The following is a 23,819-nucleotide window of genomic DNA, read 5'->3' on the forward strand; positions in this document are numbered from 1 at the left end:
GGAAGGCCGGAGAACGGTTTATGTACCGTATCCGGCTTTATTTACGAGAAATATTGCTGTAGCAGCGGCGTATTATCGTTGTCGTGATGAGACGGCGGCGGCGTCAGCGCCTGGCTGCGGAATGGAATCACCTGCGCACGGCCATCAACCTTCACAATCTGATAGAACTGCGGCAGGTTGAAGTTGATAAAGCTGGAGCCGTAGGTGAAACGATCGTGTGATGACGAGTAGAACCGGCTGACATCGCGCACCAGCTCTTCTTTGCTGCCTTCACAGTGGTGATACACCTCCGCGCGGTTGCTCTCATCCAGAATATAGATATTAAAGCCCTGCTCTTCACCGGACTCTTCAAAGAAGAACTGGATAATCCCTTCGCTGGCAAAGCCATCAACTACCTGCGGCAATTCAACATGGTTGGTCTCAACCTGCACGGACAGGCCGTGCAGCTTGTTGTGCGAGATAGCGCCGTAGAATTCAATGGCGTTTTCCAGCTTCTGCACCGAAACGTTCAGGCGTTCAAAGAACAGCCCCCACGTTTGCCCGGAAACGCGCAGCGCTTTGAAGCGACCGGTCTCCTGACGAGTACTCGAAAGACGCAGCTCAATGCACTCAGAAACCAGTTGCTGTACGCGGGTACGGATTAAACCGCGCAGATGCTGGCTATAACAGAACACTTCGACGCTGTCCGGCGGCGCCGCATCCTGGTGCATTTTGCCAAGAATAGTTTTTAACGCTTCGATCATCGCCTGCTCGCCGTTGAAGTGCAGCGTACGCACCTCGTTCCACGAGTTGCGATACAGCAGGTCAACGCTGCCCACCAGGCATTTCTGATCTTCGCCGAAGCTGAACGTGTCCAGCTTACGGAAATCAAAATGCACCACCTGATTGCGGAAGGCCGCCGTCGGGTCGTATTCCAGGTTGACGATAATCGCCAGATGGCGAATTTCACATGGGCTGTACAAGGCTTTCGGCGTCGGTGCCGGCAAGCGCAGCGGGAAGTGGTGCGACACATCGGCCACCATCTCCTGCAGCTTCGCCAGGTCAACAATCTCATTGCCTTTAATAAACAGGCGCGTACGTGACGTCAGCAGGCCGTTGAACCACGCCCAGGCCACCAGCTTATTGAGATAGCGGTTATATTCCAGCGGCTGATGGCTGATGATGGATTCCATGTTCGGTGCGCGGTTGTAGAGATACCAACCCGTACGGTTGGCACGTCCCGGCGGAACATAGATAAAGGTCAGATTCGGTTCGGAAAGATCCGGGGAAATTTGCGGGTTAACCAGCGTCACCTTGCCCGGCAGCGCTTCAAACGCCGCGTACAGTTTACGCGTCAGCACGCCGATATCCTGCGGGCTGGCCGAAACGCTCAGGTTGTTGCGACGCACGAAACGGATCAGGTTACGATAGCTCTGCATCATCGCATCGAGCAGTTCGTTATGCGCTTCGCGCACCTGATCGATTTTCCAGTTAGCGCGATTGTCGAGCATCGCCAGACGCTCTTCGCTCCAGCCCCACTCTTTCACCAATTGCCCCACCACTTCACGACGCCAGCCAACGCAGGCGCGCTCACGGCTGAGCTTTTCGCACACTTTCAGGTAGAAGCAGCGGCGAACCAGATCGAGGCGCGTTTCGTCTTCAATCGCTTTGAGATATTCGGTGACGCGCTCCAGCATCATGCAGTAAGCATCGAGACCAAAGGAGACGATCTCGCCGTCATGCAGGCGCTGTTTAATGTCTTTCGCCAACAGATGCGTGTTGGGGTATTCCCAGGAGTAGGCTTCCAGCAGCAGGGTTTTCAACACCGCTTTGTACGGTGAGTCGATACTCTTATAGAGCTGCCACAGGCTGGCGCCAAAGTACTCTTCGGCGGAGAGCGAGCTCAATCCACCGAGGTCGAGCCATTCGTTTGGCGTCAGTACACCCTGCGCGTAGAGCGTCATGACGTAATCGTCGTAATGCTCTTCTTCCTCGCAAGGCACCATATTCCACAGAATACGTTTGCCCGCCAGGCGTACCGCAGTACGGTAAAATTCATCAAGCAGTAAAATATGCTGCGTTGAACCACAGTCTTCCCCACCGAGGCTGCCGCTTTCGTTATGACGGAAGCGGTTTTCATCAATAAGGAAGAAGCTGACTTCAACACCCAGCGATGCCGCCCAGCTTTCCAGCAGGCTGCATTTACGCTGCAGTAATTGGCGTTCGTCATTATCGAGCCACGACTGGTGGCAGACCCAGATATCGAGATCGGAAGAACAGCTCTGGCCGACGGACGAAGTACTGCCCATCGAATAGATGCCGGTGATCGGCAGTTCGCCCTTCGCAGAGGTCTGCGGCGGCATGCCGCGATGCAGCTCGAGTTCATCGAGATAATGACGTTGGGTTTCATCAGGCGTGTAGAGGCAGATGCCCTTGGGAACGTTACCGTCGAGGTAACCCGGCATCAGCGGATGATGATAATGTAATAATGTCGGCAGTAGACTGTATACCTGCTGGAAAGCAGGGCCCATGGCTGCAAGCGCGCGATCCACGCGCAGTTGGTTGATGGCATCCAGTCTCTGTTTTAGCGTCTCAATATAGAGGTACAAGACATATCGCCTGATGTTCAAAACCTCGACGTATCGTGAAAAGTGCGGATACGGAGATTTTTAATATTTCAACAAGAAGAACCGTTACCGTTTCTCGCCCGCCGTTGTGATTATCAAAATTCGGGTAAAAATCGGTTTAAAACGTGATCAATTTAACACCTTGCCGGTTGACCGTAAAGAATGTTGCACTACAACAAGTGTAGCATTGAATGCTGCTGTAAACCCCGGCATACGATCAAGACAGTGCCAGTAATAAACGGTAAACACAACCCGTTTATACCTGCCATCATTTACGCTACAGGCACGTTTCCTGCATTGCGATTTGTTCCGAGTATGAAACCCTGAAAACTAACATCATTAAGGCAACAATGTTAGGATGAACAACGGACGATAATGACGGTAACAAGCATGTTAGACAAAGTTTTGAGAATTGCCACACGCCAAAGTCCGCTCGCTCTCTGGCAAGCGCACTATGTAAAAGAACGCCTGATGGCCTGCCATCCAGGGCTGACGGTGACGCTCGTGCCGATGGTGACCCGCGGCGATATTATCCTTGATACTCCGCTGGCTAAAGTGGGCGGCAAAGGGCTTTTTGTCAAAGAGCTTGAGCTGGCATTACTTGAGGGCCGTGCCGATATCGCCGTGCACTCCATGAAAGACGTTCCAGTTGAGTTCCCACAGGGGCTCGGCCTCGTCACTATCTGCGAGCGTGATGATCCGCGCGACGCCTTCGTATCCAATCATTACGCCTGCATGGATGACCTCCCGGCAGGCAGCATCGTCGGCACCTCCAGCCTGCGTCGCCAGTGCCAGATTGCCCAGCGCCGCCCGGATCTGGTGATCCGCTCGCTGCGCGGCAACGTCGGCACGCGCCTCGGCAAACTCGATAATGGCGATTACGATGCCATTATCCTGGCCGTCGCCGGCTTAAAACGCCTTGAGCTGGATGCGCGTATCCGCCAGCCGATGCCACCCGAAGAGTCACTTCCGGCCGTCGGTCAGGGCGCCGTCGGCATTGAATGCCGCCTGGACGATGAACAAACGCGTGCGCTGCTTGCACCGCTGAATCACGATGAAACCGCCATCCGCGTTTGCGCTGAGCGCGCTATGAACACGCGTCTGGAAGGTGGCTGCCAGGTCCCTATCGGCAGCTACGCTGAACTGGTCGATGGCGAACTCTGGCTGCGTGCGCTGGTCGGCTCGCCGGATGGGCGCGAAACGGTTCGCGGCGAACGCCGCGGTAAGCCGGAAGATGCGGAAAAGATGGGCATTGAATTGGCCGATGAACTGCTCGATAACGGCGCTCGTGAAATCCTCGCGGCCGTTTACGATGGAGATGCCTCCTTATGACCATTCTGGTAACCCGCCCCTCTCCGCAAGGTGAAGAATTAGTCAGCCGTTTGCGCGCGCTGGGGCAGGTTGCCTGGAGTTTCCCGCTCATTGAGTTTTCCCCCGGGCGGGAACTGAGCACGCTCAGTCGCTCACTTAACGCATTAGGTGATGGCGATTTGGTCTTTGCGCTATCGCAGCACGCCGTGAGCTTCGCCCACGCTCAGCTCCAACAGCAACACCTTCTCTGGCCGACCACGCCACGCTATTTTGCTATTGGCCGCACCACGGCATTAGCACTGCATCAGGTCAGCGGGTTTGACGTTCGCTATCCATTAGATCGGGAAATCAGCGAAGTGTTGCTACAATTACCTGAATTGCAAACTATTGCCGGTAAGAAAGCGCTCATTCTTCGCGGTAACGGCGGCCGGGAACTGCTGGCCGAGACGCTCACCGAGCGCGGGGCGATAGTGACGCTGTGTGAATGCTATCAACGCTGCCCTGTGCACTACGATGGCGCCGAAGAGGCCATGCGCTGGCAAACGCGGGAAGTCACCACGCTTGTCGTCACCAGCGGCGAGATGCTGCAACAACTTTGGACGCTTATTCCCCTCTGGTACCGGGAGCGCTGGCTGCTTCAGTGCCGATTGCTGGTCGTGAGTGAGCGTATTGCAAAACTGGCCCAGGAGATGGGCTGGCAGGATATTCAGGTTGCCGATAGCGCAGACAACGATGCGCTGCTGCGCGCACTACAATAACTCTCAAAATTGGAAGCCATAATGACGGAACAAAAAGAGAACTCCGCCGTGGTTGAAGAGTCCGGGGAAGCCGTGAACATCACGCCGCAGCCCGAATCTAATCAGCCCGCAACCGCTGAGAAAAAAAATAACAGCGGAAAAACCAGCCTCGTTCTGAGCGCGGTCGCCATTGCCATCGCGCTAGCAGCAGGCGTTGGCCTATACGGCTGGGGCAAACAGCAGGCCGTCAACCAAACCACCACCAGCGATACCCTCGCCAATCAGCTCATTGCGCTGCAAAAAGCGCAGGATGCACAAAAAGAGGCGCTGGAAACAACCATCAAACAGCAGGCAGCTCAGTTGGATGAGGCGAAAGCCCAACAGGGCGAAATGGCCAAACAGCTGGATGAAGTGCAGCAAAAAGTGGCGGCAATTTCCGGCACCGATGCCAAAACCTGGCTGCTTTCCCAATCCGACTTCCTCGTTAAGCTGGCCGGTCGCAAACTCTGGAGTGACCAGGACGTGACCACCGCGGCGGCGCTGTTAAAAAGCGCTGACGCCAGCCTTGCCGACATGAACGATCCGAGCTTAATTACCGCTCGCCGGGCGCTTACTGAAGATATCGCCAGTCTGGCTGCGGTTTCTCAGGTCGACTACGACGGTATCATTCTGAAGGTGAATCAGCTGGCCAACCAGGTCGATAACCTGCGTCTGGCTGATAACAACAACGATGATTCCCCGATGGACAACGACGATGGCGAGCTGTCGGCATCGCTCAGCGAATGGCGAGTGAACCTACAGAAAAGCTGGCAGAGCTTTATGGACAGTTTTATCACTGTCCGCCGCCGCGATGAAACCGCCGTTCCTCTGCTGGCGCCAAATCAGGATATTTACCTACGCGAAAACATCCGCTCTCAGCTGCTAGCCGCCGTACAAGCGGTCCCTCGTCATCAGGATGAGACTTACAAACAGGCGCTGGATAATGTATCAACCTGGGTTCGCGCCTACTACGATACCGATGACGCCACCACCAAAGCGTTCCTCGATGATATCGAAAAACTCAGCCAGCAGAGCATCAGCATGGATGTGCCGGAAACCCTGCAAAGCCAGCCGATACTGGAAAAACTGATGCAGACCCGCGTACGTAACCTGATGGCCCAACCATCCGCTGCGCAGCCTGCTGACCAACAACCTGCCGTGACGGAGCCTGCACCCGCGCAGCCAGCCGCCGCCGCGCCGCAAGGAGAATAATCGATGCTGAAAGTTCTCTTACTCTTCGCCCTGTTGATTGCGGGCATTGTTGTTGGTCCGATGATCGCTGGCCATCAGGGTTACGTACTGATTCAGACGGACAATTACAACATTGAGACTAGCGTGACCGGGCTGGTCATCATCATGATTCTGGTGATGGTCGTGCTGTTTGCGCTGGAGTGGATACTGCGACGCATATTCCGCACGGGCGCCCATACCCGTGGCTGGTTTGTCGGGCGTAAACGCCGCCGCGCGCGTAAGCAAACGGAACAGGCGCTTCTGAAGCTGGCGGAAGGCGATTATCAGCAGGTTGAAAAGCTGATGTCGAAAAATGCCGATCACGCGGAACAGCCGGTAGTGAACTATTTGCTGGCAGCGGAAGCTGCGCAGCAGCGCGGTGACGAAGCGCGTGCCAATCAGCATCTACAGCGCGCGGCGGAAAACGCTGGCAACGATCTTATCCCAGTTGAAATCACCCGCGTTCGCCTGCAGCTTGCGCGTGGCGAAACCCACGCCGCACGCCACGGTGTCGATAAACTGCTGGAGATCGCGCCACGTCACCCTGAAGTATTGCGTCTGGCCGAGCAGGCTTATATTCAGACCGGTGCATGGAGTTCGCTGCTGGACATCATCCCATCGATGGCCAAAGCCCACGTTGGCGACGATGCTCATCGCGCCGCACTGGAGCAACAGGCGTGGATTGGCCTGATGGATCAGGCTCGCGCCGATCAGGGCAGCGAAGGGTTACGTAACTGGTGGAAAAATCAGAGCCGTAAAACGCGCCATCAGGTCGCTCTGCAGGTTGCCATGGCCGATCACTTGATTGAATGTGATGATCATGACACCGCCCAGCAGATCATTATTGATGGTTTGAAGCGGCAGTATGACGACCGTCTGGTGATGTTGATCCCGCGTCTGCACACCAACAATCCGGAGCAGATGGAAAAACTGTTGCGCCAGCAGATTAAAACGGTGGGCGATCGTCCTCTGCTGTGGAGTACGCTGGGCCAGTCACTGATGAAACACGGTGAGTGGCAGGAGGCAAGCCTGGCCTTCCGCGCCGCGCTCAAACAGCGCCCGGACGCGTTCGATTACGCCTGGCTGGCCGATGTGCTCGACCGACTGAAACAGCCGGAGGAAGCCGCGACCATGCGCCGTGACGGGCTAATGCTAACGCTGCAAAACAACCCGCCAGCATAAACCGATGCGATACGCGAAGGGGACCGAAAGGTCCCCTTTTTGTTGCCCGCGAGTCGCGCTAGCGGCGCGCTTTGCCCCATAAAAAAACGCCTGCTCGTATGAGGAGCAGGCGTTAAACAGGTTTAATTCGACAACATAATGGGTGCTTCACTCAACGTTATGTCCATGGTGTCTGATGAGGCTAAAGCGACATCTGTCAGTGGACGATAAGCACCGTAAACGGCTCTGCGTCATTCCTGGGTTTATGAAGCCATATGGCGAGCATAAGAGATGGAATGAGCATCTACGCGGCGCATTATGTCACAGGATCCGGGGGGATAAAACCTTCTGTTACATAAAAATATTACGTTTCCCCTGGGAAATGATTGCTGCTATAGCGATTTCCTCTTCGCTAAATAAAGAAAGTGAATAAAATAATCACAATAGATATTTTAGAATTGCACATCTATTATTTTTATATTTAAAAAACAAGTAACAATTTATATTATGTCCCTATCCGCATCTCCACCCTCCATATATTTACAGTACGGAAATAGAGAGTATAAGATCCCCACTACGACGATTTCGTGGTGCTGCTCATTTCATATATATTCATAAATACTATGGTGTTATAAAAAACATTCATCATTGAGCAGCCTTAATAATAAAAACGCCATTATTTATTGAAATATATATATTTATTATGGAGACTCTATAATGGATTTATCATTTCCTAAAAAGCTATTCGCCATTACGGTGATTGCTGCATTGCCCGTGCTTGCCCATGCCGCTGATACCCCCGCAGCAGCGACGGCAAAACAAGGTGCACCAGGGTACGATCACCCTAACCAGTATTTAGGCAAAACAGCCACCACGATCGCCGACAATATGATGCCGGTGATGATGCATCCGGAACAGAATAAAGAGACTCAGGCTAAACTGGCCGAGATATTGAAAAAAACCGGCAAGAAACCCAACATTGTTATCTTCCTTCTGGATGACGTGGGCTGGATGGACGTCGGTTTCAATGGTGGTGGCGTTGCGGTCGGTAACCCAACCCCAGATATTGACGCCGTTGCTAACCAGGGCCTGATCCTCACCTCCGCCTATTCCCAGCCAAGCTCCTCCCCTACCCGTGCCACGATCATGACCGGACAGTACTCCGTCCACCATGGCATTCTGGTCCCACCAATGTATGGTCAGCCCGGTGGCCTGGAAGGGTTAACGACGTTGCCAGAACTGCTGCACGATCAGGGCTATGTGACTCAGGCCATCGGTAAATGGCATATGGGGGATAACGAAGGTTCACAGCCGCAGAACGTGGGTTTTGATGACTTCCGTGGCTTCAACTCGGTTTCCGATATGTATACCGAATGGCGCGATGTTCATATGAACCCGGAAGTGGCCCTCAGCCCATCTCGCACCGAGTTCATGAAAAATATGCCGTTCAGCAAAGATGACGTGCACGCGGTACGCGGTGGTAAGGAAGAAGCCATTGCCGATATAACGCCAAAATATATGGAGGACCTCGATCAGCGCTGGATGCAGTACGGCGTCGACTTCCTCAATAAAATGACCAAAAGCGATAAGCCATTCTTCCTCTACTACGGGACTCGCGGCTGCCATTTCGATAACTACCCTAATGCGAAATACGCGGGCAGCTCACCGGCGCGCACAACCTACAGCGACTGTATTGTGGAGATGAACGATATCTTCGCCAATCTCTATAAAACGCTGGAGAAAAATGGCCAGCTTGATAATACGCTTATTGTCTTTACTTCCGATAACGGCCCAGAAGCTGAGCTTCCACCGCATGGCCGTACGCCGTTCCGCGGCGCGAAAGGATCCACCTGGGAAGGTGGCGTACGTGTCCCGACATTTGTTTACTGGAAAGGCATGGTCCAACCGCGTAAATCAGAAGGTATTGTCGATCTGGCGGATCTATTCCCAACAGCGCTGGCGCTGGCCGGTAAGCCAGGTGCCGAAGTTTCCAAGCTGGTGCCAAGTACCACCTTTATCGATGGCGTTGATCAGTCCTCATTCTTCATTGGAACCGATGGTCAATCGAACCGTAAAGCGGAGCACTACTTCCTGAACGGACAGCTTTCAGCCGTACGTATTGATGAGTTCAAATTCTATACATTACTTCAACAGCCATTTGCCTTTACCCAGAGCGGGTATCAGGGCGGCTTCACCGGAACGGTAATGCCAGCAGCGGGAGCAATGCTCTTTAACCTGTATGCTGATCCACAGGAAACCGATTCTATTGGTATCCGTCACACCCCGATGGGCGTACCGCTAACCGTTGAAATCGAAGAATATAAGAAAATCCTGCAGAAATACCCACCGAAAACGCAAATTAAGTCGTAAATCATAGGCCCACTTCCTTACCGGAGGTGGGCCTCTTTTATTGACCCACTTTAATCAGATTCGCTCGCATGATATCGCTGGCGGGTCGACCATTTGCCAGCAGCTCCGCCATTGCTTTCAGATACGGTGGCAAATGGCGAAAATAGCGCTGATAACCAGCACACAGGTAGTTCAATCCAGGCTCACCTGTTTCCGTCAGTGAAAAGCGGTGTTTCGGACAACCGCCCCAACAGGCTTTCAGCACCTTGCATTCACGACACTGTGTGGGTAAACGGGTGTATTTATCTTTACCAAACTGCTCCTGCGCGGAGGAGTCCACCATGCTCGCGAAGGTATCGCTATGCAGATTACCGAGCCGAAATTCCGGGTAGACAAAGTGATCGCAGGCATAAATATCACCATTATGTTCTACGGCCAGTGACCGCCCGCAGGTCGGCTGGTGATGACAAACCGTGCCCGGCGCACCAACAAAGCTGGCAAGAGCCCACTCGATATTCATCACAAAAACGCGCCCAACATCGCGTTGGATCCAGCGGTTAAACACGGCGATCAGAAAATCACCGTATTCTTCTGGAGGAACCGACCACGCCGTCAGCGAGCCTTTCATTTCTCCCGGCGCATGAAGCGTCAGCCCTGTCTTCATGGCAGTTTCATCGGCCATTCGCTCTACGACAGGTATGAACTGAATGTACTCTACGCCCGCCTCGCACAAGAAATCATAGACCTGCAATGGTTCACGGACGCTGGTATGGTTAACGCAGGCCAACACGTTGTAGTTCACACGATGTTTTTGTAGCAGCCCCAGCGCACGCATCACTAGCTTATGCGTTGGGCGACCGCCTTTCGTCACTCGATACTGGTTGTGGATCGCTGCCGGGCCATCAAGCGATAATCCCACCAGAAAGTGATGCTGCGCCAGAAACTGGCACCATTCCTCATCCAGCAGTACGCCGTTAGTCTGAAAGCTATTGCTGATTGTGCGCCCTGCGCCATATTGCTGCTGTAGTGCTATAGCCCGGCGATAAAAATCGAGCCCCAACAGCGTGGGCTCTCCTCCCTGCCAGGTAAAAGCGACTTCATTCTGCGGCTCGCTCGCGGCAATGTAATGACGAACATAGGCCTCAAGCGTCGCATCATCCATACGCGGCAAAGACTGAGAGGGGTATAAGGCGTGCTTCTCGAGATAAAAGCAGTAGTCACAGTTCAGATTGCAATCTGAACCGCTCGGTTTTGCCATCGCGTGAAACGCACGCGTCGGAACCTGTTGCAGCATGTTCACTCCTTCCTGAGTAAAGCGATATCCATTGGGAAGAAGATAGTACTGCGATGACGAAAAACGAAAGGGGCGTTTGTTGCGGCGGAATATGGACTGGATTATAGAAAACAAAAAACCCCGCCGAAGCGGGGTTCAAAATTGGTCGGCGAGAGAGGATTCGAACCTCCGACCCACTGGTCCCAAACCAGTTGCGCTACCAAGCTGCGCTACTCGCCGAAATACTGCATACTGCTTTTTGAATTTTTAGTTCAATTCGTTTTTTTGTAAACGGGATGCCCGTAAACAAAAAACCCTGCCTAAGCAGGACTCAAAATTGGTCGGCGAGAGAGGATTCGAACCTCCGACCCACTGGTCCCAAACCAGTTGCGCTACCAAGCTGCGCTACTCGCCGAAATTCTGTTACTGCTGCGAACTTTCGTTCAATTCGTTAAAGTCGTGGTGCGAAGGGAGGGACTTGAACCCTCACGTCCGTAAGAACACTAACACCTGAAGCTAGCGCGTCTACCAATTCCGCCACCATCGCATGTTCACAACTCTATCAAATAATGGGGTGGCTAATGGGATTCGAACCCACGACAACTGGAATCACAATCCAGGGCTCTACCAACTGAGCTATAGCCACCACTGCAAATCTACCTACGCGGTTATCAAAACCACCGCAGCTCCAGCACCGGGTTAATGGTGCGCCCGACAGGATTCGAACCTGAGACCTCTGCCTCCGGAGGGCAGCGCTCTATCCAGCTGAGCTACGGGCGCTTAGCGCCGTTGCGGGGTCGGATATTACGGACTTCCTACCCCGCTGTCTAGTGCCTTTTTAAAGAAAATTATCGTTTGCTCATGCTTTGCGCGTTTTGTCGCTTATTTCTGCACTTTTCGCACTTCTGGGCCCTGGCTCATGCCAAAGACCTTATAGACTACCGTCACGATGGCTAAAAAGAGCGCACCCACAAACAACGACATACGGGTATCGTCATTGAAACCCATCCCCACCAACACGCATACCAGGAACGCCATGGTCACATAGTTGGCCCATGGGAACAAAATTGAGCGGAACGGATGGCTGGCAATCGCTTCTTTATGCGCACGACGGAAACGCAGTTGGCTAATCAGGATAACAAACCACGGCACCATGCCCGGCAATACGCTCGCGCTATAGACATAGACAAACACGCGCTGCGGATTCGGAATGATGTAGTTCAGGCACGAGCCAATCAACAGGATCACAATCGATACGCTGACCCCTGCCGCCGGTACACCGCTTTTCGTCACTTTGGCCATCGCTGCCGGAAGCTGACGGTTTTTCGCCAGCGCATAGAGCATACGCCCGCAGCTGTACATGCCGCTGTTACAGCCAGAAAGCGCCGCCGTCAGCACCACAAAGTTGATAATTCCTGCCGCGGCGGTGATACCGATTTTGGCAAAGGTAAGAACAAATGGGCTGCCGTTCGTGCCAATCTCATTCCACGGGAAGATAGTGACGATAACGAAAATCGCCCCCACATAAAAAATCAGGATACGCCACAGCACTTTACCGACCGCGCTACGCAGCGTGACTTGTGGATTCTTTGCCTCACCGGCGGTCATACCGATAAGCTCTACGCCCTGATAGGATGCCACAACAATACACAGCGCCGTCAGGAAGCCCTTCCAGCCGCCGGCAAAGAAGCCGCCATGTTCGGTCAAATTACTAAAACCAATCGATGTGCCGCCGTTGCCAAAGCCGAAGAAGATCACCCCAAGGCCGATGACAATCATCACGATAATCGTGGTGACTTTAATCATGGCGAACCAGAATTCGATTTCACCATACAGACGTACCGCGGCCAGGTTCGCCAGCGCGACCAGCCCAACGGCAATCAACGCGGGTATCCACTGTGCCATTTCCGGGAACCAGAACTGAACGTAGACTCCGATGGCGGTGATTTCGGAGATGCCTACCGCCATCCACATAAACCAGTATGACCAGGCGGTGAGGTAGCCGAAAAACGGACTCATATAACGGTGCGCGTAGACGGCGAACGACCCCGTCACCGGTTCGATGAAGAGCATTTCGCCCATCGAACGCATAATGAAGAAGACAAAAATGCCCGCCAGGATATAGGCCAGCAGCACCGACGGTCCGGCCCATTTCAGGGTACTTGCCGACCCCATAAACAGGCCAACGCCGATGGTGCCGCCAAGGGCAATTAGTTCGATATGTCGGGCTTCCAGACCGCGCTGGAGCTCCGGTTTTTTCTCTGCCATAAATCCTCTTGTGTTTGCGTATTCCCGGTCATTGCCGGTTTTATTTTTATAGAAAAATAGATGTCTGTCGGATGTGGACCTCTCCGTAAAAATACGGATAAGTCATCAGGGCATGCGAATGGTTTAACAATTTCGAATAAATGGCAAATATAAATGAGGAATAAAGTATCGGACATGTGGATGTATCACGCAGAAAATGCGCGATACATTCAGGCTAATGCGCAGGATATTCAGAGGTTATTGGTGTAATGCCAGCGTAAATAGCGCAGCAGGCGCAGTTGGCGCGTAATGCGGCTTGGCTGAGAAAGCAGACGATACAACCACTCGAGCCCCAGGTTTTGCCACACTTTCGGCGCGCGCTTAACATGCCCGGTGAAGACATCATAAGTGCCGCCTACGCCCATATACAGTGCATCAGGGTGGATCTGTCGGCAGTCGCGCATCAGAATCTCTTGCTTTGGCGAGCCCATCGCGACGGTGACAATTTTTGCCCCACTGTCGCGGATGCGCTCGAACAGCGCGGGACGTTCATCCGCCGTAAAATAGCCATCCTGCGTCCCCACCAGGTTCACGTTCCACTGCTGGCGCAGTTTCGCAGCCGTCTCGGCCAGTACTTCAGGCTTGCCGCCAATCAGAAATACCGGTGTGCCTTCCGCGCCGGCCCGCGCCATCAGCGCTTCCCACAAATCGGCTCCCGCCACGCGTGCAACGTTAGCCTCAGGGTATTTTTTGCGTACCGAACGCACCACGCTAATGCCGTCGGCATATTTAAATTCTGCCGCGTTAATCAGCGTTCTGACCTCGGTATTGTCTTCCAGCGTCAGCATCTTCTCAGCGTTAATCGCCACCAGCGTCCCCTGCTTGAGATTGCCGCCCGCGTACAGGTAGTCCAGCGCATGCTGCATGTTGCGCCAGCCAATCAGCTGTAGGCCACGCAAAGTGTAGGTTGGCGCGGTCAGTGAATCAGCCATGTTAAACTTCTCCTACGTGCGTAGGGCGTTTTAGCCGCTGATGTATCAGCCCCGCACTTTCAAACAACCAGTACAACAATTTTGCCACCAGCAAGCAGACCCCAAAGATAACCATAAAGAAGACCACGCGAGAGCCAAAGGAATCCAGCCCCTCGCGGGCTAACACAATCATGTTAAAGATCGCGCCAAAACAAAAACTGTGCAAAATCGCTGATTTATAGCGGTTGGGTTCTTGATTGCCCAGCATATACAGCCAGTCAAACCACTTAATAATCAGCCCTACTGCGACGGCACCGAGTGGCACAAACCACATACCGCCCATGACGACCAGCGAGCCAATCAGCGTCGGAGAAATAGCCAGACCAGAATGGTTGTTCAGGACTTCCCAGGTAAAATAGTTGGCGGTATTCAGCACAATACTTGGCCGCGAAGGCCACAGCCAGCTGGGAATAAAGACGTAGAAGTCGCGCACCATCGGTGCCAGCCCCTGGAACTCAATCTTGTCGTAGTTTTGCAGCAGCAGCGCCAGGTTTTCCCACGGCGAGAAGGTATCGCGGGTCAGATAAAGGAAGGTATAAAACGCTTCATCACCGCTCACATCCATACCGTAGCGCTTCAGCGCAAGCCAGAACATGCCCACAATCCCCATCACGCCAGCTGCTACCAGCATCCACAGCGAAATCCAACCGCGAATGATGCCGATAAACAAGAAGATGGCGAAGGCAATAATGATATTCGCACGCGTACCGCCAACGATGGCGTAGGTCAGCAAACCAAATGCGACGGTGGCAATCAGGAAACCTATCCACGCCTTCCAGTTGGGCTTTAAGAAATAGACCACCAGCATGGCCGGAATAAAGAAGTAGAAGAAGCGCTTCAGTGCGACTCCGGACACTTCGCTGGAGAAAATCTGGCTATACGAATGCAGCTTAAACAGCAGGAAACCGTTATGCAGGAAGAAGGTGCCGACGGTAAACAGCGCCAGGCCCATCAACAGGATCCAGGTAATGTGCGTTTCAACCCGGTTCATGGTGAACAGCGGACGGCGCGGCGCGCTGGCGGTCGCCGGGCGTAACCGGGTTTTATAAGTCACGTAGTACACCGCGTAGAAGCAGACCGAGATCAGCAACGTTTGCAGCAACACATCCGGCGGCGACACGCCGACGCCAAAGCGAAAGACCAGCGTGCAAGTCAGCGGGAAACCAAAGAAGAAGGTCAGCAAAAACAGCAGCGAGAAGAAAACGTTGAAGTTAAAGCGCACGCGGCGGAATTCAAACCACGTTAAGGTGCCGATGAACAGCGTCGACAACAGCCAGACGACGAACAGTCCGGTAAATTGCATCTCGCTCATACCGCCTCTCCCGCCGCCAGTTCCAGCGCCCGATACCATGGCACCAGATAATTAGGTTTGAAAAAGGCGATATCGTTTTTATCGACCAGCGCCAACTGTCGCTGCGCTTCACGTACCACCGGAACGGTCAGTTCATCATCGGTAAACAGAACCGGGATATGCTGTTCGGCCATGTCCTGCCAGAACGGATTGTGCCGATTCAGGACACAGGGTATCCCCGCCTGAATCAATAAACAGAGCGTGCCAATCCCCTGCTGGCGGGCAAAAATAAAATAGCCCAGATCGCAGCGGCGCAATAATGCAAGATAGGCATCAAACTCCATTTTTTCTCGCAGGATTTGCACATTATCGTCGCTGAATAGGGCCTGTGCAGCACGACTGACCTCAGCAATATAGGCGTCATTATTCGCTGGATACCCCATCGGGACGATAACATTGACCGTATTACCAAACTGCTGATGTACCGCCTTCAGCGCGGCGACGTGTTCGTTGCTGCGATCGCCGGAGTTGCCCACCAGGATGGTTAGCTTACCGTCGCGCGGCGCGGTATCCGCCAACCCATTCAGCGCGGGATCCATGCGCGTTGGAAAATAGAGCAGCTCGCCCGGCACCTGACGATGCAGGGCGGCAAAATAATTGAGATCGCCGCGAGTGGCAAACACACGCCCGACGCGCCCTTGCGCCATACGGCGTAGCGGGTAAAACAGACGGAACTTGAGGCCTCGCGAAACTTCATACAGATCGGCGCCCCAGATATGCCAGCTCACCTGTGCAGGTTTCAGGCCGCCGCTGAGCAGAGCCAGCCAAATCCCGGTATTAAACTGACCGTGGAAGAAGAAGCGCTGCTGGCGATTTGCTTTCGCCCTGGTGACGACAGCTTTCGCCAGCGCCGATTTATCCGTATAGCGGTCAATTGCCAGCGCAGGAAACGCTGCCGCCAGGCCGTCTTCTTTGCTCACCACCATAAACTGACGGGCGTGCGCATGCTCTACGGCAAGCTCATCGGCAAAAAACCGCAGCACCGTCTGGTTATGATGAGGGATATCCGATCCCAGGATGTGTATCAGTTCGGTCATTGCCGTTTACGCCAAATGAAAAAAACGCCGCAGCACAGCGTGAAATAAACAATATAGGTTGCCATATAGGCCTGCGCTGCGCCCAGTGCGCCGTGCGCCGGGATCAGCCAGTGAGAAAACGCCGTCAGCAGCGTAAACTGGCTCAACTCGGCCAGAATATAAAAACGCAGCGACGCTCTGGCAATCACTAAATAACCAAATACGTAAGCGCCTACTTTCAGTACATCGCCCACCAACTGCCAAGCAAACAGGTCGCGCATGGCGGTAAATTTCGCTGAAAACAGCAGCCAGATAGCAAAGTCGCGCAGCAGCCAGACGGTCAAGCTAGCGGCGGCTACTGCTGGCAATACAAACTTCAGCGAGCGGCCAATCTCACGGGAAACATCCTGCTTCGCCGTCAGCCGCGACAGCGTTGGCAGCAAATAGACGCTAAACGAGGCGGTGATAAACTGTAGGTAGGCGTCGGAAATACTGCTCACGCCCTGCCAAATCCCCACCTCATCCCAACTGTAGTGTGCGGCCATCAGATTTCGCATCATCACGTAAGCCACCGGCATGGTGACAGAGGTGATAAGCGCCATCAGCGTGAACTTGCCAAGCTGGCTCGCCAGCGCCGCATCCCAGCGCGGCTTCAGGTACGCCCACGGGATCATGCCGCGGCGGGAAAGCATCACCGCAGCCGGGATCACAATCAGCGCGGGGACTAAGGCCAGCCCAAGCAGCGCACCTTCATAGCCGCCCAGTAGGTAACAGGCGTAATAGGCCACCACGCCAATCAAGCTACCGGCAATCAGCGACAGCGCATTGCCTGCCGCATCGCGGAAACCTTTCATCAGCGCCAGCAGCAGGTTCGCCCAGGCGATCCCCATTTGCACCAGCGCCACCAAACGCACCAGCCCCTGATAATGGGTATGACCAAACAGCCCCTGGCTGATTGGGGCAGCCGCCAGCAGGAAAATCGCTGCCAGCAGCGTCGAGAAACCCAACACCATCGCCGAAGAGGTGCCCACAACCTGACGCAGATGCGCGGGGTCGTCGTGGTGCTGAGCAACCAGCTTGGTTACTCCGTTAAAGATACCTGCCCCGGCCAAAACACCGAGTACCGTCACCAACTGGCGGAAGTTTCCCGCCTGGCCGACGCCCGAGGGGCCAAAAGAGACGGCCAGCAGTTTAACCACCAGCAGCCCAACGCCAATTTTTACCAGCGTGGACGCGGCGGTCCACACTGAAGCTTTAGCCAGTGACATATCAGGCGAAGTAGCTCAACAGCGTATTGATAACCGTACGCTGATCGACCGTCGATAAATTGTAGAACAGCGGCAGACGAAGTAAACGCTCACTTTCTTTAGTAGTGTGACGATCTTCGCCGCGGAATTCGCCAAACTTCTCGCCTGCTGGGCAAGAATGCAGCGGGATATAGTGGAACACTGCCAAAATTTCGGCCTCTTTCAGCCAGCTAATCAGGGCGCTCCGGTCTTCAACATCGCGCAGTTTAATGTAAAACATATGCGCGTTGTGCCCGCAGCCTTCCGGGATCACCGGCAGGTCGATGCGTCCGGCGTTTGCCAGCGGCAGCAGGGCATCATAGTAGCTCTGCCACAGCGACAGACGCTGTTTATTGATGCGTTCCGCCGCTTCCAGCTGTGCCCACAGATAAGCCGCCTGCAGATCGGACATCAGGTAGCTGGAGCCAATATCGCGCCAGGTGTATTTGTCCACCAGTCCACGGAAGAACTGGCTACGGTTAGTGCCCTTTTCACGGATAATTTCCGCCCGCTCAACCAGCGCACGATCGTTAATCAGCGTGGCGCCACCTTCACCGCCGGCGGTATAATTTTTGGTTTCATGGAAACTAAAGCAGCCAATATGCCCAATCGAGCCCAGCGCACGGCCTTTGTAGGTCGACATCACGCCCTGCGCGGCATCTTCTACCACGAACAGGTTGTATTTCTTCGCCAGCGCCATGATGGTATCCATCTCACAGGCCACGCCCGCGTAGTGCACCGGCACAATTGCGCGAGTTTTATCGGTGATCGCCGCTTCAATCTGCGTTTCATCGATATTCATCGTCCCTTTGTGGACATCGACAAACACAATCTTCGCGCCGCGCAGCACGAAGGCGTTGGCGGTAGAGACGAAGGTATAGCTTGGCATAATCACTTCGTCACCCGGCTGGATATCCAGCAGAATGGCCGCCATCTCCAGCGATGCCGTGCAGGAAGGCGTCAGTAGAACTTTCGCGCTACCGAAGCGTTGTTCCATCCATTGCTGGCAGCGGCGGGTAAAGCCGCCGTCGCCGCACAGTTTGCCGCTGCCCATCGCGGATTGCATGTAATCGAGTTCAGTACCCACGACCGGTGGGGCATTAAATGGGATCATGATGTCACCTGTAGAGCCAGTAAGCGGTGCTGACCACGTTAGCGCCGCTGTGAATATAGCGTTGAAGTGCTGCGGTATTGCCGGCTTGCGTCGCCACCCGTAGCGTCGACAGGCCGCGGGTATGCGCCCAGCGCACCGCCGCCTGCATCAGTTCTGCACCCGCGCCGCGCCCGGCCAGCAGGCCAATACGCGCGTCGTGAGCGTTCAATTCTCGTAGGGAAATAAAAGCGCGAATCGCCTGCCGATCATCGCGCAGAATCAGGCACTGATTATCGAAGGTGCCTTTAACCGCATTCTCGATCCACTGTGCATAGAAACGGCCGCTAGCGTCCGGGGCATACCACGGTGCGCGAAAACGGCTTAAGGCAAATGCCTGAGCGGCCAGTTGGCGCAGCTCAGGGATATCCGACTCTACCGCCACCTGTGCCTGTGTACGGGCAACGGATGTAACCGGCAGCGCGAGATCGATCTCCCCTTCAACGAGCTGAAAACCCAGCTGCTGGAGTGCATCAAGCTCTGCCATTTGATGTGCGGCAATCTTCACCTGCACTCGCGACCAGCCCGCCAATCGCTCGACGGTCAGCGGCAGCGCATCATCGTCCAGGCGGACAATCGCGCTATTGACGTTAAAAAACTGGTTTTCCCACGTCAGGGGATCAATATTGGCGCGGACGAGCACGAAGAAGCTCCAGCAGGTATTGGCCATAGCCGGTTTTCGACAGCTGCGCGGCAGCGCGCTTCACGCCATCGTCATCCAGCCAGCCGTTGCGCCAGGCAATTTCTTCCAGACAGGCAATTTTAAAGCCCTGCCGTTTTTCCACCGTCTGCACAAACATACTCGCTTCAATCAAACTGTCATGGGTGCCGGTATCCAGCCAGGCAAAACCGCGCCCTAACAGCTCAACGGTCAGCTTGCCATCGTCGAGATACATCTGGTTGAGGGAGGTAATTTCCAGCTCACCGCGCTCCGAGGGCTTCACGCGCTTGGCGTACTCTACAACATCGCCATCATAGAAATAGAGACCGGTTACCGCCCAGTTGGATTTTGGCTGTTTGGGTTTCTCTTCCAGCGACAGCGCATGGAAATTATCGTCAAACTCCACCACGCCAAAGCGTTCAGGATCCATCACCTGATAGCCAAATACCGTCGCCCCTTCGGTCCGTGATGCCACATGGCGCAGTTTTGGGCTAAAGCCCTGGCCGAAGAAAATATTATCGCCCAGCACCAGGCAAGACGGCTCGCCGTTGAGAAACGACTCACCGATGATAAACGCCTGCGCCAGCCCATCAGGGCTCGGCTGCTCAGCGTACTGTAGCGAAATGCCAAACTCGCTGCCGTCGCCCAGCAGACGCTGGAAGCTACTTTTATCTTCCGGAGTGGTAATAATCAGGATGTCGCGAATTCCCGCCAGCATTAGCACCGATAGCGGGTAATAAATCATCGGCTTGTCATAAATTGGCAGCAGCTGTTTCGACACGCCGCGGGTGATCGGATGCAGACGCGAGCCCGATCCGCCAGCCAGAATAATGCCTTTCATTGCTTTTCCTCCTCCGGGAGTTTAGCCCTTCAGACCCAGGCGTTCGCCCTGATAGCTACCATCCTGCACCTGCTTCCACCAGCTTTCATTGGCAAGATACCACTGCACCGTTTTACGCATTCCGCTTTCAAAGGTCTCTTCCGGCGTCCAGCCCAGGTCGCGGGCAATTTTTGCCGCATCAATGGCGTAACGCAGATCGTGACCAGGACGGTCGGCAACAAAGGTAATCAGGTCGTGATAGCGCACGATGCCCTGCGGCTTCTGTGGCACCAGCTCTTCCAGCAGCGCGCAAATTGTCTCGACGACGTCGATATTTTTACGCTCGTTGTGGCCGCCAATATTGTAGGTCTCGCCAATTGCGCCTTTAGTTGCCACCAGATACAGCGCTCGTGCGTGATCGTCAACGTACAGCCAGTCGCGGATCTGCTGGCCGTTGCCGTATACCGGCAGCGGTTTGCCCGCCAGCGCGTTGAGAATGGTCAGCGGGATCAGTTTTTCCGGGAAGTGATATGGACCGTAGTTATTTGAGCAGTTGGTGATAAGGGTCGGCAGACCATAGGTGCGCAGCCAGGCGCGTACCAGGTGGTCACTGCTGGCTTTGGATGCTGAGTATGGGCTGCTTGGGGCATACGGAGTGGTTTCAGTAAAGAAATCATCCATCGAGTGCAGGTCGCCATACACCTCATCAGTTGAAATATGATGGAAGCGGAACGCCGCTTTGGCACTGTCTTCAAGCGCCGACCAGAAGCCGCGAGCGGCCTCCAGCAGCGTATAGGTTCCCACAATGTTGGTCTCAATGAAGGCCGCCGGGCCATCAATTGAACGGTCGACATGGCTTTCCGCCGCCAGGTGCATTACCACATCCGGGCGGTAGTGAGTGAATACCCGATTCAGTTCGCTGCGATCGCAGATATCGACCTGTTCAAAGGCAAAGCGCTCATCATGCGCCACCGGCGTCAACGAAGCCAGGTTGCCTGCGTAGGTGAGTTTGTCGACCACCACCACGCTGTCCGACGTGTGGTTGATAATATGGCGCACTACCGCTGAGCCAATAAAGCCCGCGCCGCCGGTAACCAGAATACGTTTCAACGCCAGACTCCTTTAGTATCGACCACATACTGTTGGGCGATGGTCTCACCGCCAATCGCTTTAAACTGGGCGTGATCCACCAGCATGACAATGACATCGGCGCTAGCCAGCGCCGCGTCGACGGATACCAGCGAACACAGTCCGTCGAGTTTTTTCGGTAACTGATGAATATTCGGTTCGACCACCAGCGTTTGACCGCTGTGCCATTGGGCAATCAGTTCGGCAATTTCCATGGCCGGGCTTTCACGCAGGTCATCAATATTTGGTTTAAACGCCAGGCCAAAGCAGGCAATTTTCAGCTCGCTGGCGCGCTTGTTGCTGGCGGCCAGGCAGTCAGCGACGTTGGCCTTCACCTTGTCGATAACCCAGAACGGTTTATGATCGTTGACTTCCCGCGCGGTGCGGATAAGACGAGACTGCTCTGGATTCTGCGCCACGATAAACCAAGGGTCAACGGCGATACAGTGGCCGCCAACGCCCGGTCCCGGCTGAAGAATGTTAACGCGCGGATGGCGGTTCGCCAGGCGAATCAGCTCCCAGACGTTAATCCCTTGGTCAGCGCAGATCAGCGACAGTTCGTTGGCAAAGGCGATATTCACATCGCGGAAGCTGTTTTCGGTCAGCTTGCACATTTCAGCGGTACGGGCATTCGTCACCACGCATTCGCCTTCAAGGAAAATTTTGTACAGTTCGCTGGCCCGCGCGGAGCATACCGGCGTCATGCCACCAATGACACGGTCATTCTTAATCAGTTCTACCATAACCTGCCCCGGCAGCACGCGCTCCGGGCAGTAGGCGATGTTGATATCCGCCTGCTCGCCCACCTGCTGAGGGAATGTCAGGTCTGGGCGCATCTTTGCAAGCCAACCGGCCATCTGCTCGGTTGCACCGACGGGAGAGGTGGATTCCAGGATCACCAGCGCCCCTTTTTTCAGCACCGGCGCAATAGAGCGCGCAGCGGCCTCAACGTAAACCATGTCAGGCTCGTGGTCGCCTTTAAACGGCGTCGGCACGGCAATCAGGTAAGCGTCTGCGGCTTCCGGCGTAGTGGTCGCACGCAGATAGCCGGCAGCAACCGCCGTTTTCACCACTCTGTCGAGATCGGGTTCGACAATATGAATTTCACCGCGGTTGATGGTATCCACCGCGTGCTGATTAACATCGACACCCACGACAGTCTTTTGCCGTGAGGCAAAGGCAGCCGCAGTAGGAAGGCCAATATAGCCTAGACCGATCACCGAGAGGGTTGAGAAGCTCATAACAATACCTGATTATTTTTTAATGCTAGTAAAATACGTTCGCATGCCCGGCCATTCCCGTAAGGGTTATGCGCCCGGCTCATCCTTTGATATTCATCTTCATCGCGCAGCAGGCGCGTAACTTCATCCACAATACGTCGGCTATCCGTTCCAACCAGGCGTACCGTTCCGGCATCAACCGCTTCCGGACGCTCGGTGGTTTCACGCATCACCAGTACCGGTTTGCCCAGCGCCGGAGCCTCTTCCTGAATGCCACCCGAGTCGGTCAGTATCAGCCAGGCGTGGTTCATCAACCAGACAAACGGCAGGTAATCCTGCGGGTCGATGAGCATAACGTTATCGATATGGCCCAGAATACGATTAACAGGTTCACTGACGTTTGGATTCAGATGCACTGGATAGACAATTTGTACATCCGGGTTAGTCGCAGCGATTTCCGCCAGCGCATGGCAGATTTTTTCAAAGCCCTGGCCGAAACTCTCACGGCGATGTCCGGTCACGAGGATCATCTTTTTATCGTTACTCAGGAACGGGTAACGCTCTGATAATTCCGTGCGCAGCGCTTCATCATTCATTACCCGATCGCGCACCCAGAATAGGGCGTCAATGACGGTATTACCGGTGACAAAAATACGGCTATCCGGCAGATTCTCACGCAGCAGATTCTGCCGTGAGTTTTCGGTCGGCGCGAAGTGGTACATCGCCAGGTGGCCAGTTAGCGTACGGTTAGCTTCTTCCGGCCACGGCGAGTAGAGATCGCCGGTGCGCAGGCCCGCTTCAACATGTCCCACCGGAATACGTTGGTAAAAAGCGGCCAGGCTTGCCGCGGCCGTGGTCGTCGTGTCGCCATGCACTAACACAACGTCCGGTTTGAAAGACTCCAGAACGGGCTTCAGTCCCTGCAAAATACGGCAGGTGATTTCCGTTAAACCCTGCCCTGGACTCATGATGTTAAGGTCATAATCCGGAACGATGGAGAAGAGGTTTAGCACCTGATCAAGCATTTCCCTATGCTGCGCGGTAACGCATACTTTCGCCTCGAAATGAGGATCCTTTGCAAGCGCATGAACCAGAGGTGCCATTTTGATAGCTTCTGGTCGTGTGCCAAATACAGTCAGTACTTTCACATCGATTCTCTTCTTTAGATGAAACAGGCCCATCGCCCTTCATCATTGATGGGTA

Annotated in this window: 18 protein-coding genes and 5 tRNA genes; 5 read left to right on the top strand and 18 right to left on the bottom strand. The window is 54.4% G+C overall.

The window, feature by feature from the left end; all coding sequences use genetic code 11:
• Positions 1-41: 41 nt before the first annotated feature.
• Positions 42-2,588 (bottom strand): class I adenylate cyclase, encoded by a 2,547-nt coding sequence (gene cyaA, locus KCR01S_RS16155; protein WP_061283888.1) that lies wholly within the window; start codon positions 2,586-2,588, stop codon positions 42-44.
• 408 nt (positions 2,589-2,996) lie between these two features.
• Between cyaA and hemC the strand changes: the two genes are divergently transcribed.
• The 5 genes from hemC (at position 2,997) to KCR01S_RS16180 (ending at position 9,454) form a co-directional block, all read left to right on the top strand.
• The gene (hemC, locus tag KCR01S_RS16160) at positions 2,997-3,938 is read left to right on the top strand and encodes a hydroxymethylbilane synthase (RefSeq protein ID WP_061283890.1); all 942 of its coding nucleotides are present in this window, start codon (positions 2,997-2,999) and stop codon (positions 3,936-3,938) included.
• A complete protein-coding gene (hemD, locus tag KCR01S_RS16165) occupies positions 3,935-4,675 on the top strand; it encodes a uroporphyrinogen-III synthase (protein ID WP_061283892.1) in 741 nt (246 codons plus the stop codon). Before hemC ends, hemD begins: the two co-directional genes overlap by 4 nt.
• A gap of 21 nt (positions 4,676-4,696) precedes the next feature.
• On the top strand, positions 4,697-5,905 hold the full coding sequence (gene hemX / locus KCR01S_RS16170; RefSeq protein ID WP_061283894.1) for a uroporphyrinogen-III C-methyltransferase: 1,209 nt from the start codon (positions 4,697-4,699) through the stop codon (positions 5,903-5,905).
• A 3-nt stretch (positions 5,906-5,908) separates the two neighbouring features.
• A complete protein-coding gene (gene hemY / locus KCR01S_RS16175; protein ID WP_052285512.1) occupies positions 5,909-7,105 on the top strand; it encodes a protoheme IX biogenesis protein HemY in 1,197 nt (398 codons plus the stop codon).
• Between the two features lie 696 nt (positions 7,106-7,801).
• Positions 7,802-9,454: a sulfatase-like hydrolase/transferase gene (locus KCR01S_RS16180; protein WP_061283896.1), complete on the top strand. Its 1,653-nt coding sequence runs from the start codon at positions 7,802-7,804 to the stop codon at positions 9,452-9,454.
• Between the two features lie 37 nt (positions 9,455-9,491).
• Here KCR01S_RS16180 and KCR01S_RS16185 read toward each other — a convergent pair whose 3' ends face one another.
• The 17 genes from KCR01S_RS16185 to wecB all read right to left on the bottom strand — a co-directional run bounded on the left by KCR01S_RS16185 (position 9,492) and on the right by wecB (position 23,764).
• A complete protein-coding gene (locus KCR01S_RS16185) occupies positions 9,492-10,727 on the bottom strand; it encodes an anaerobic sulfatase maturase (RefSeq protein ID WP_061283898.1) in 1,236 nt (411 codons plus the stop codon).
• A gap of 142 nt (positions 10,728-10,869) precedes the next feature.
• Positions 10,870-10,946 (bottom strand) — tRNA-Pro (locus KCR01S_RS16190).
• 98 nt (positions 10,947-11,044) lie between these two features.
• Positions 11,045-11,121: transfer RNA gene (locus KCR01S_RS16195), tRNA-Pro, on the bottom strand.
• Between the two features lie 45 nt (positions 11,122-11,166).
• Positions 11,167-11,253, bottom strand: a tRNA-Leu gene (locus KCR01S_RS16200).
• A gap of 23 nt (positions 11,254-11,276) precedes the next feature.
• Positions 11,277-11,352: transfer RNA gene (locus KCR01S_RS16205), tRNA-His, on the bottom strand.
• A gap of 57 nt (positions 11,353-11,409) precedes the next feature.
• Positions 11,410-11,486: transfer RNA gene (locus KCR01S_RS16210), tRNA-Arg, on the bottom strand.
• Between the two features lie 102 nt (positions 11,487-11,588).
• Positions 11,589-12,974 (bottom strand): bifunctional threonine/serine APC transporter ThrP, encoded by a 1,386-nt coding sequence (thrP, locus tag KCR01S_RS16215; protein ID WP_061283899.1) that lies wholly within the window; start codon positions 12,972-12,974, stop codon positions 11,589-11,591.
• Between the two features lie 230 nt (positions 12,975-13,204).
• Entirely contained in the window at positions 13,205-13,945 is a 741-nt protein-coding gene (wecG, locus tag KCR01S_RS16220; protein ID WP_061283901.1) for a lipopolysaccharide N-acetylmannosaminouronosyltransferase, read from the bottom strand.
• Position 13,946: 1 nt separating this feature from the next.
• A complete protein-coding gene (wzyE, locus tag KCR01S_RS16225; RefSeq protein ID WP_061283903.1) occupies positions 13,947-15,296 on the bottom strand; it encodes an ECA oligosaccharide polymerase in 1,350 nt (449 codons plus the stop codon).
• Positions 15,293-16,372 carry a TDP-N-acetylfucosamine:lipid II N-acetylfucosaminyltransferase gene (locus KCR01S_RS16230; RefSeq protein WP_061283906.1) on the bottom strand — a complete coding sequence of 360 codons (1,080 nt, stop codon included), beginning with the start codon at positions 16,370-16,372 and terminating at the stop codon, positions 15,293-15,295. The genes wzyE and KCR01S_RS16230 overlap by 4 nt, the downstream gene beginning before the upstream one ends.
• Complete coding sequence (gene wzxE / locus KCR01S_RS16235; RefSeq protein ID WP_061283908.1) at positions 16,369-17,619, bottom strand: lipid III flippase WzxE; 1,251 nt, start codon at positions 17,617-17,619, stop codon at positions 16,369-16,371. Before wzxE ends, KCR01S_RS16230 begins: the two co-directional genes overlap by 4 nt.
• Position 17,620: 1 nt before the next feature.
• A complete protein-coding gene (gene rffA / locus KCR01S_RS16240; RefSeq protein WP_061283910.1) occupies positions 17,621-18,751 on the bottom strand; it encodes a dTDP-4-amino-4,6-dideoxygalactose transaminase in 1,131 nt (376 codons plus the stop codon).
• 4 nt (positions 18,752-18,755) lie between these two features.
• Positions 18,756-19,430 (bottom strand): dTDP-4-amino-4,6-dideoxy-D-galactose acyltransferase, encoded by a 675-nt coding sequence (gene rffC / locus KCR01S_RS16245; RefSeq protein ID WP_061283913.1) that lies wholly within the window; start codon positions 19,428-19,430, stop codon positions 18,756-18,758.
• Positions 19,408-20,289: a glucose-1-phosphate thymidylyltransferase RfbA gene (gene rfbA / locus KCR01S_RS16250; RefSeq protein WP_061283915.1), complete on the bottom strand. Its 882-nt coding sequence runs from the start codon at positions 20,287-20,289 to the stop codon at positions 19,408-19,410. The genes rffC and rfbA overlap by 23 nt, the downstream gene beginning before the upstream one ends.
• A 21-nt stretch (positions 20,290-20,310) precedes the next feature.
• Positions 20,311-21,378, bottom strand: coding sequence for a dTDP-glucose 4,6-dehydratase (gene rffG, locus KCR01S_RS16255; RefSeq protein ID WP_061283918.1), 1,068 nt, complete (start codon positions 21,376-21,378; stop codon positions 20,311-20,313).
• Positions 21,375-22,637, bottom strand: a complete 1,263-nt coding sequence (gene wecC / locus KCR01S_RS16260) for a UDP-N-acetyl-D-mannosamine dehydrogenase (RefSeq protein ID WP_061283921.1) — start codon at positions 22,635-22,637, stop codon at positions 21,375-21,377. Before wecC ends, rffG begins: the two co-directional genes overlap by 4 nt.
• Positions 22,634-23,764, bottom strand: coding sequence for a non-hydrolyzing UDP-N-acetylglucosamine 2-epimerase (gene wecB, locus KCR01S_RS16265; RefSeq protein WP_072277171.1), 1,131 nt, complete (start codon positions 23,762-23,764; stop codon positions 22,634-22,636). Before wecB ends, wecC begins: the two co-directional genes overlap by 4 nt.
• Positions 23,765-23,819: the final 55 nt, after the last annotated feature.

The sequence above is a fragment of the Kluyvera cryocrescens NBRC 102467 genome (assembly GCF_001571285.1).
Taxonomy (GTDB): Bacteria; Pseudomonadota; Gammaproteobacteria; order Enterobacterales; family Enterobacteriaceae; genus Kluyvera; species Kluyvera cryocrescens.

What these genes read in the sequence shown, in the direction of transcription:
- hemC (WP_061283890.1), top strand. Translation starts at nt 2,997, where the DNA reads ATGTTAGACAAAGTTTTGAGAATTGCCACACGCCAAAGTCCGCTCGCT.
- hemD (WP_061283892.1), top strand. Translation starts at nt 3,935, where the DNA reads ATGACCATTCTGGTAACCCGCCCCTCTCCGCAAGGTGAAGAATTAGTC.
- hemX (WP_061283894.1), top strand. Translation starts at nt 4,697, where the DNA reads ATGACGGAACAAAAAGAGAACTCCGCCGTGGTTGAAGAGTCCGGGGAA.
- hemY (WP_052285512.1), top strand. Translation starts at nt 5,909, where the DNA reads ATGCTGAAAGTTCTCTTACTCTTCGCCCTGTTGATTGCGGGCATTGTT.
- KCR01S_RS16180 (WP_061283896.1), top strand. Translation starts at nt 7,802, where the DNA reads ATGGATTTATCATTTCCTAAAAAGCTATTCGCCATTACGGTGATTGCT.
- KCR01S_RS16185 (WP_061283898.1), bottom strand. Translation starts at nt 10,727, where the DNA reads ATGCTGCAACAGGTTCCGACGCGTGCGTTTCACGCGATGGCAAAACCG.
- thrP (WP_061283899.1), bottom strand. Translation starts at nt 12,974, where the DNA reads ATGGCAGAGAAAAAACCGGAGCTCCAGCGCGGTCTGGAAGCCCGACAT.
- wecG (WP_061283901.1), bottom strand. Translation starts at nt 13,945, where the DNA reads ATGGCTGATTCACTGACCGCGCCAACCTACACTTTGCGTGGCCTACAG.
- wzyE (WP_061283903.1), bottom strand. Translation starts at nt 15,296, where the DNA reads ATGAGCGAGATGCAATTTACCGGACTGTTCGTCGTCTGGCTGTTGTCG.
- KCR01S_RS16230 (WP_061283906.1), bottom strand. Translation starts at nt 16,372, where the DNA reads ATGACCGAACTGATACACATCCTGGGATCGGATATCCCTCATCATAAC.
- wzxE (WP_061283908.1), bottom strand. Translation starts at nt 17,619, where the DNA reads ATGTCACTGGCTAAAGCTTCAGTGTGGACCGCCGCGTCCACGCTGGTA.
- rffA (WP_061283910.1), bottom strand. Translation starts at nt 18,751, where the DNA reads ATGATCCCATTTAATGCCCCACCGGTCGTGGGTACTGAACTCGATTAC.
- rfbA (WP_061283915.1), bottom strand. Translation starts at nt 20,289, where the DNA reads ATGAAAGGCATTATTCTGGCTGGCGGATCGGGCTCGCGTCTGCATCCG.
- wecC (WP_061283921.1), bottom strand. Translation starts at nt 22,637, where the DNA reads ATGAGCTTCTCAACCCTCTCGGTGATCGGTCTAGGCTATATTGGCCTT.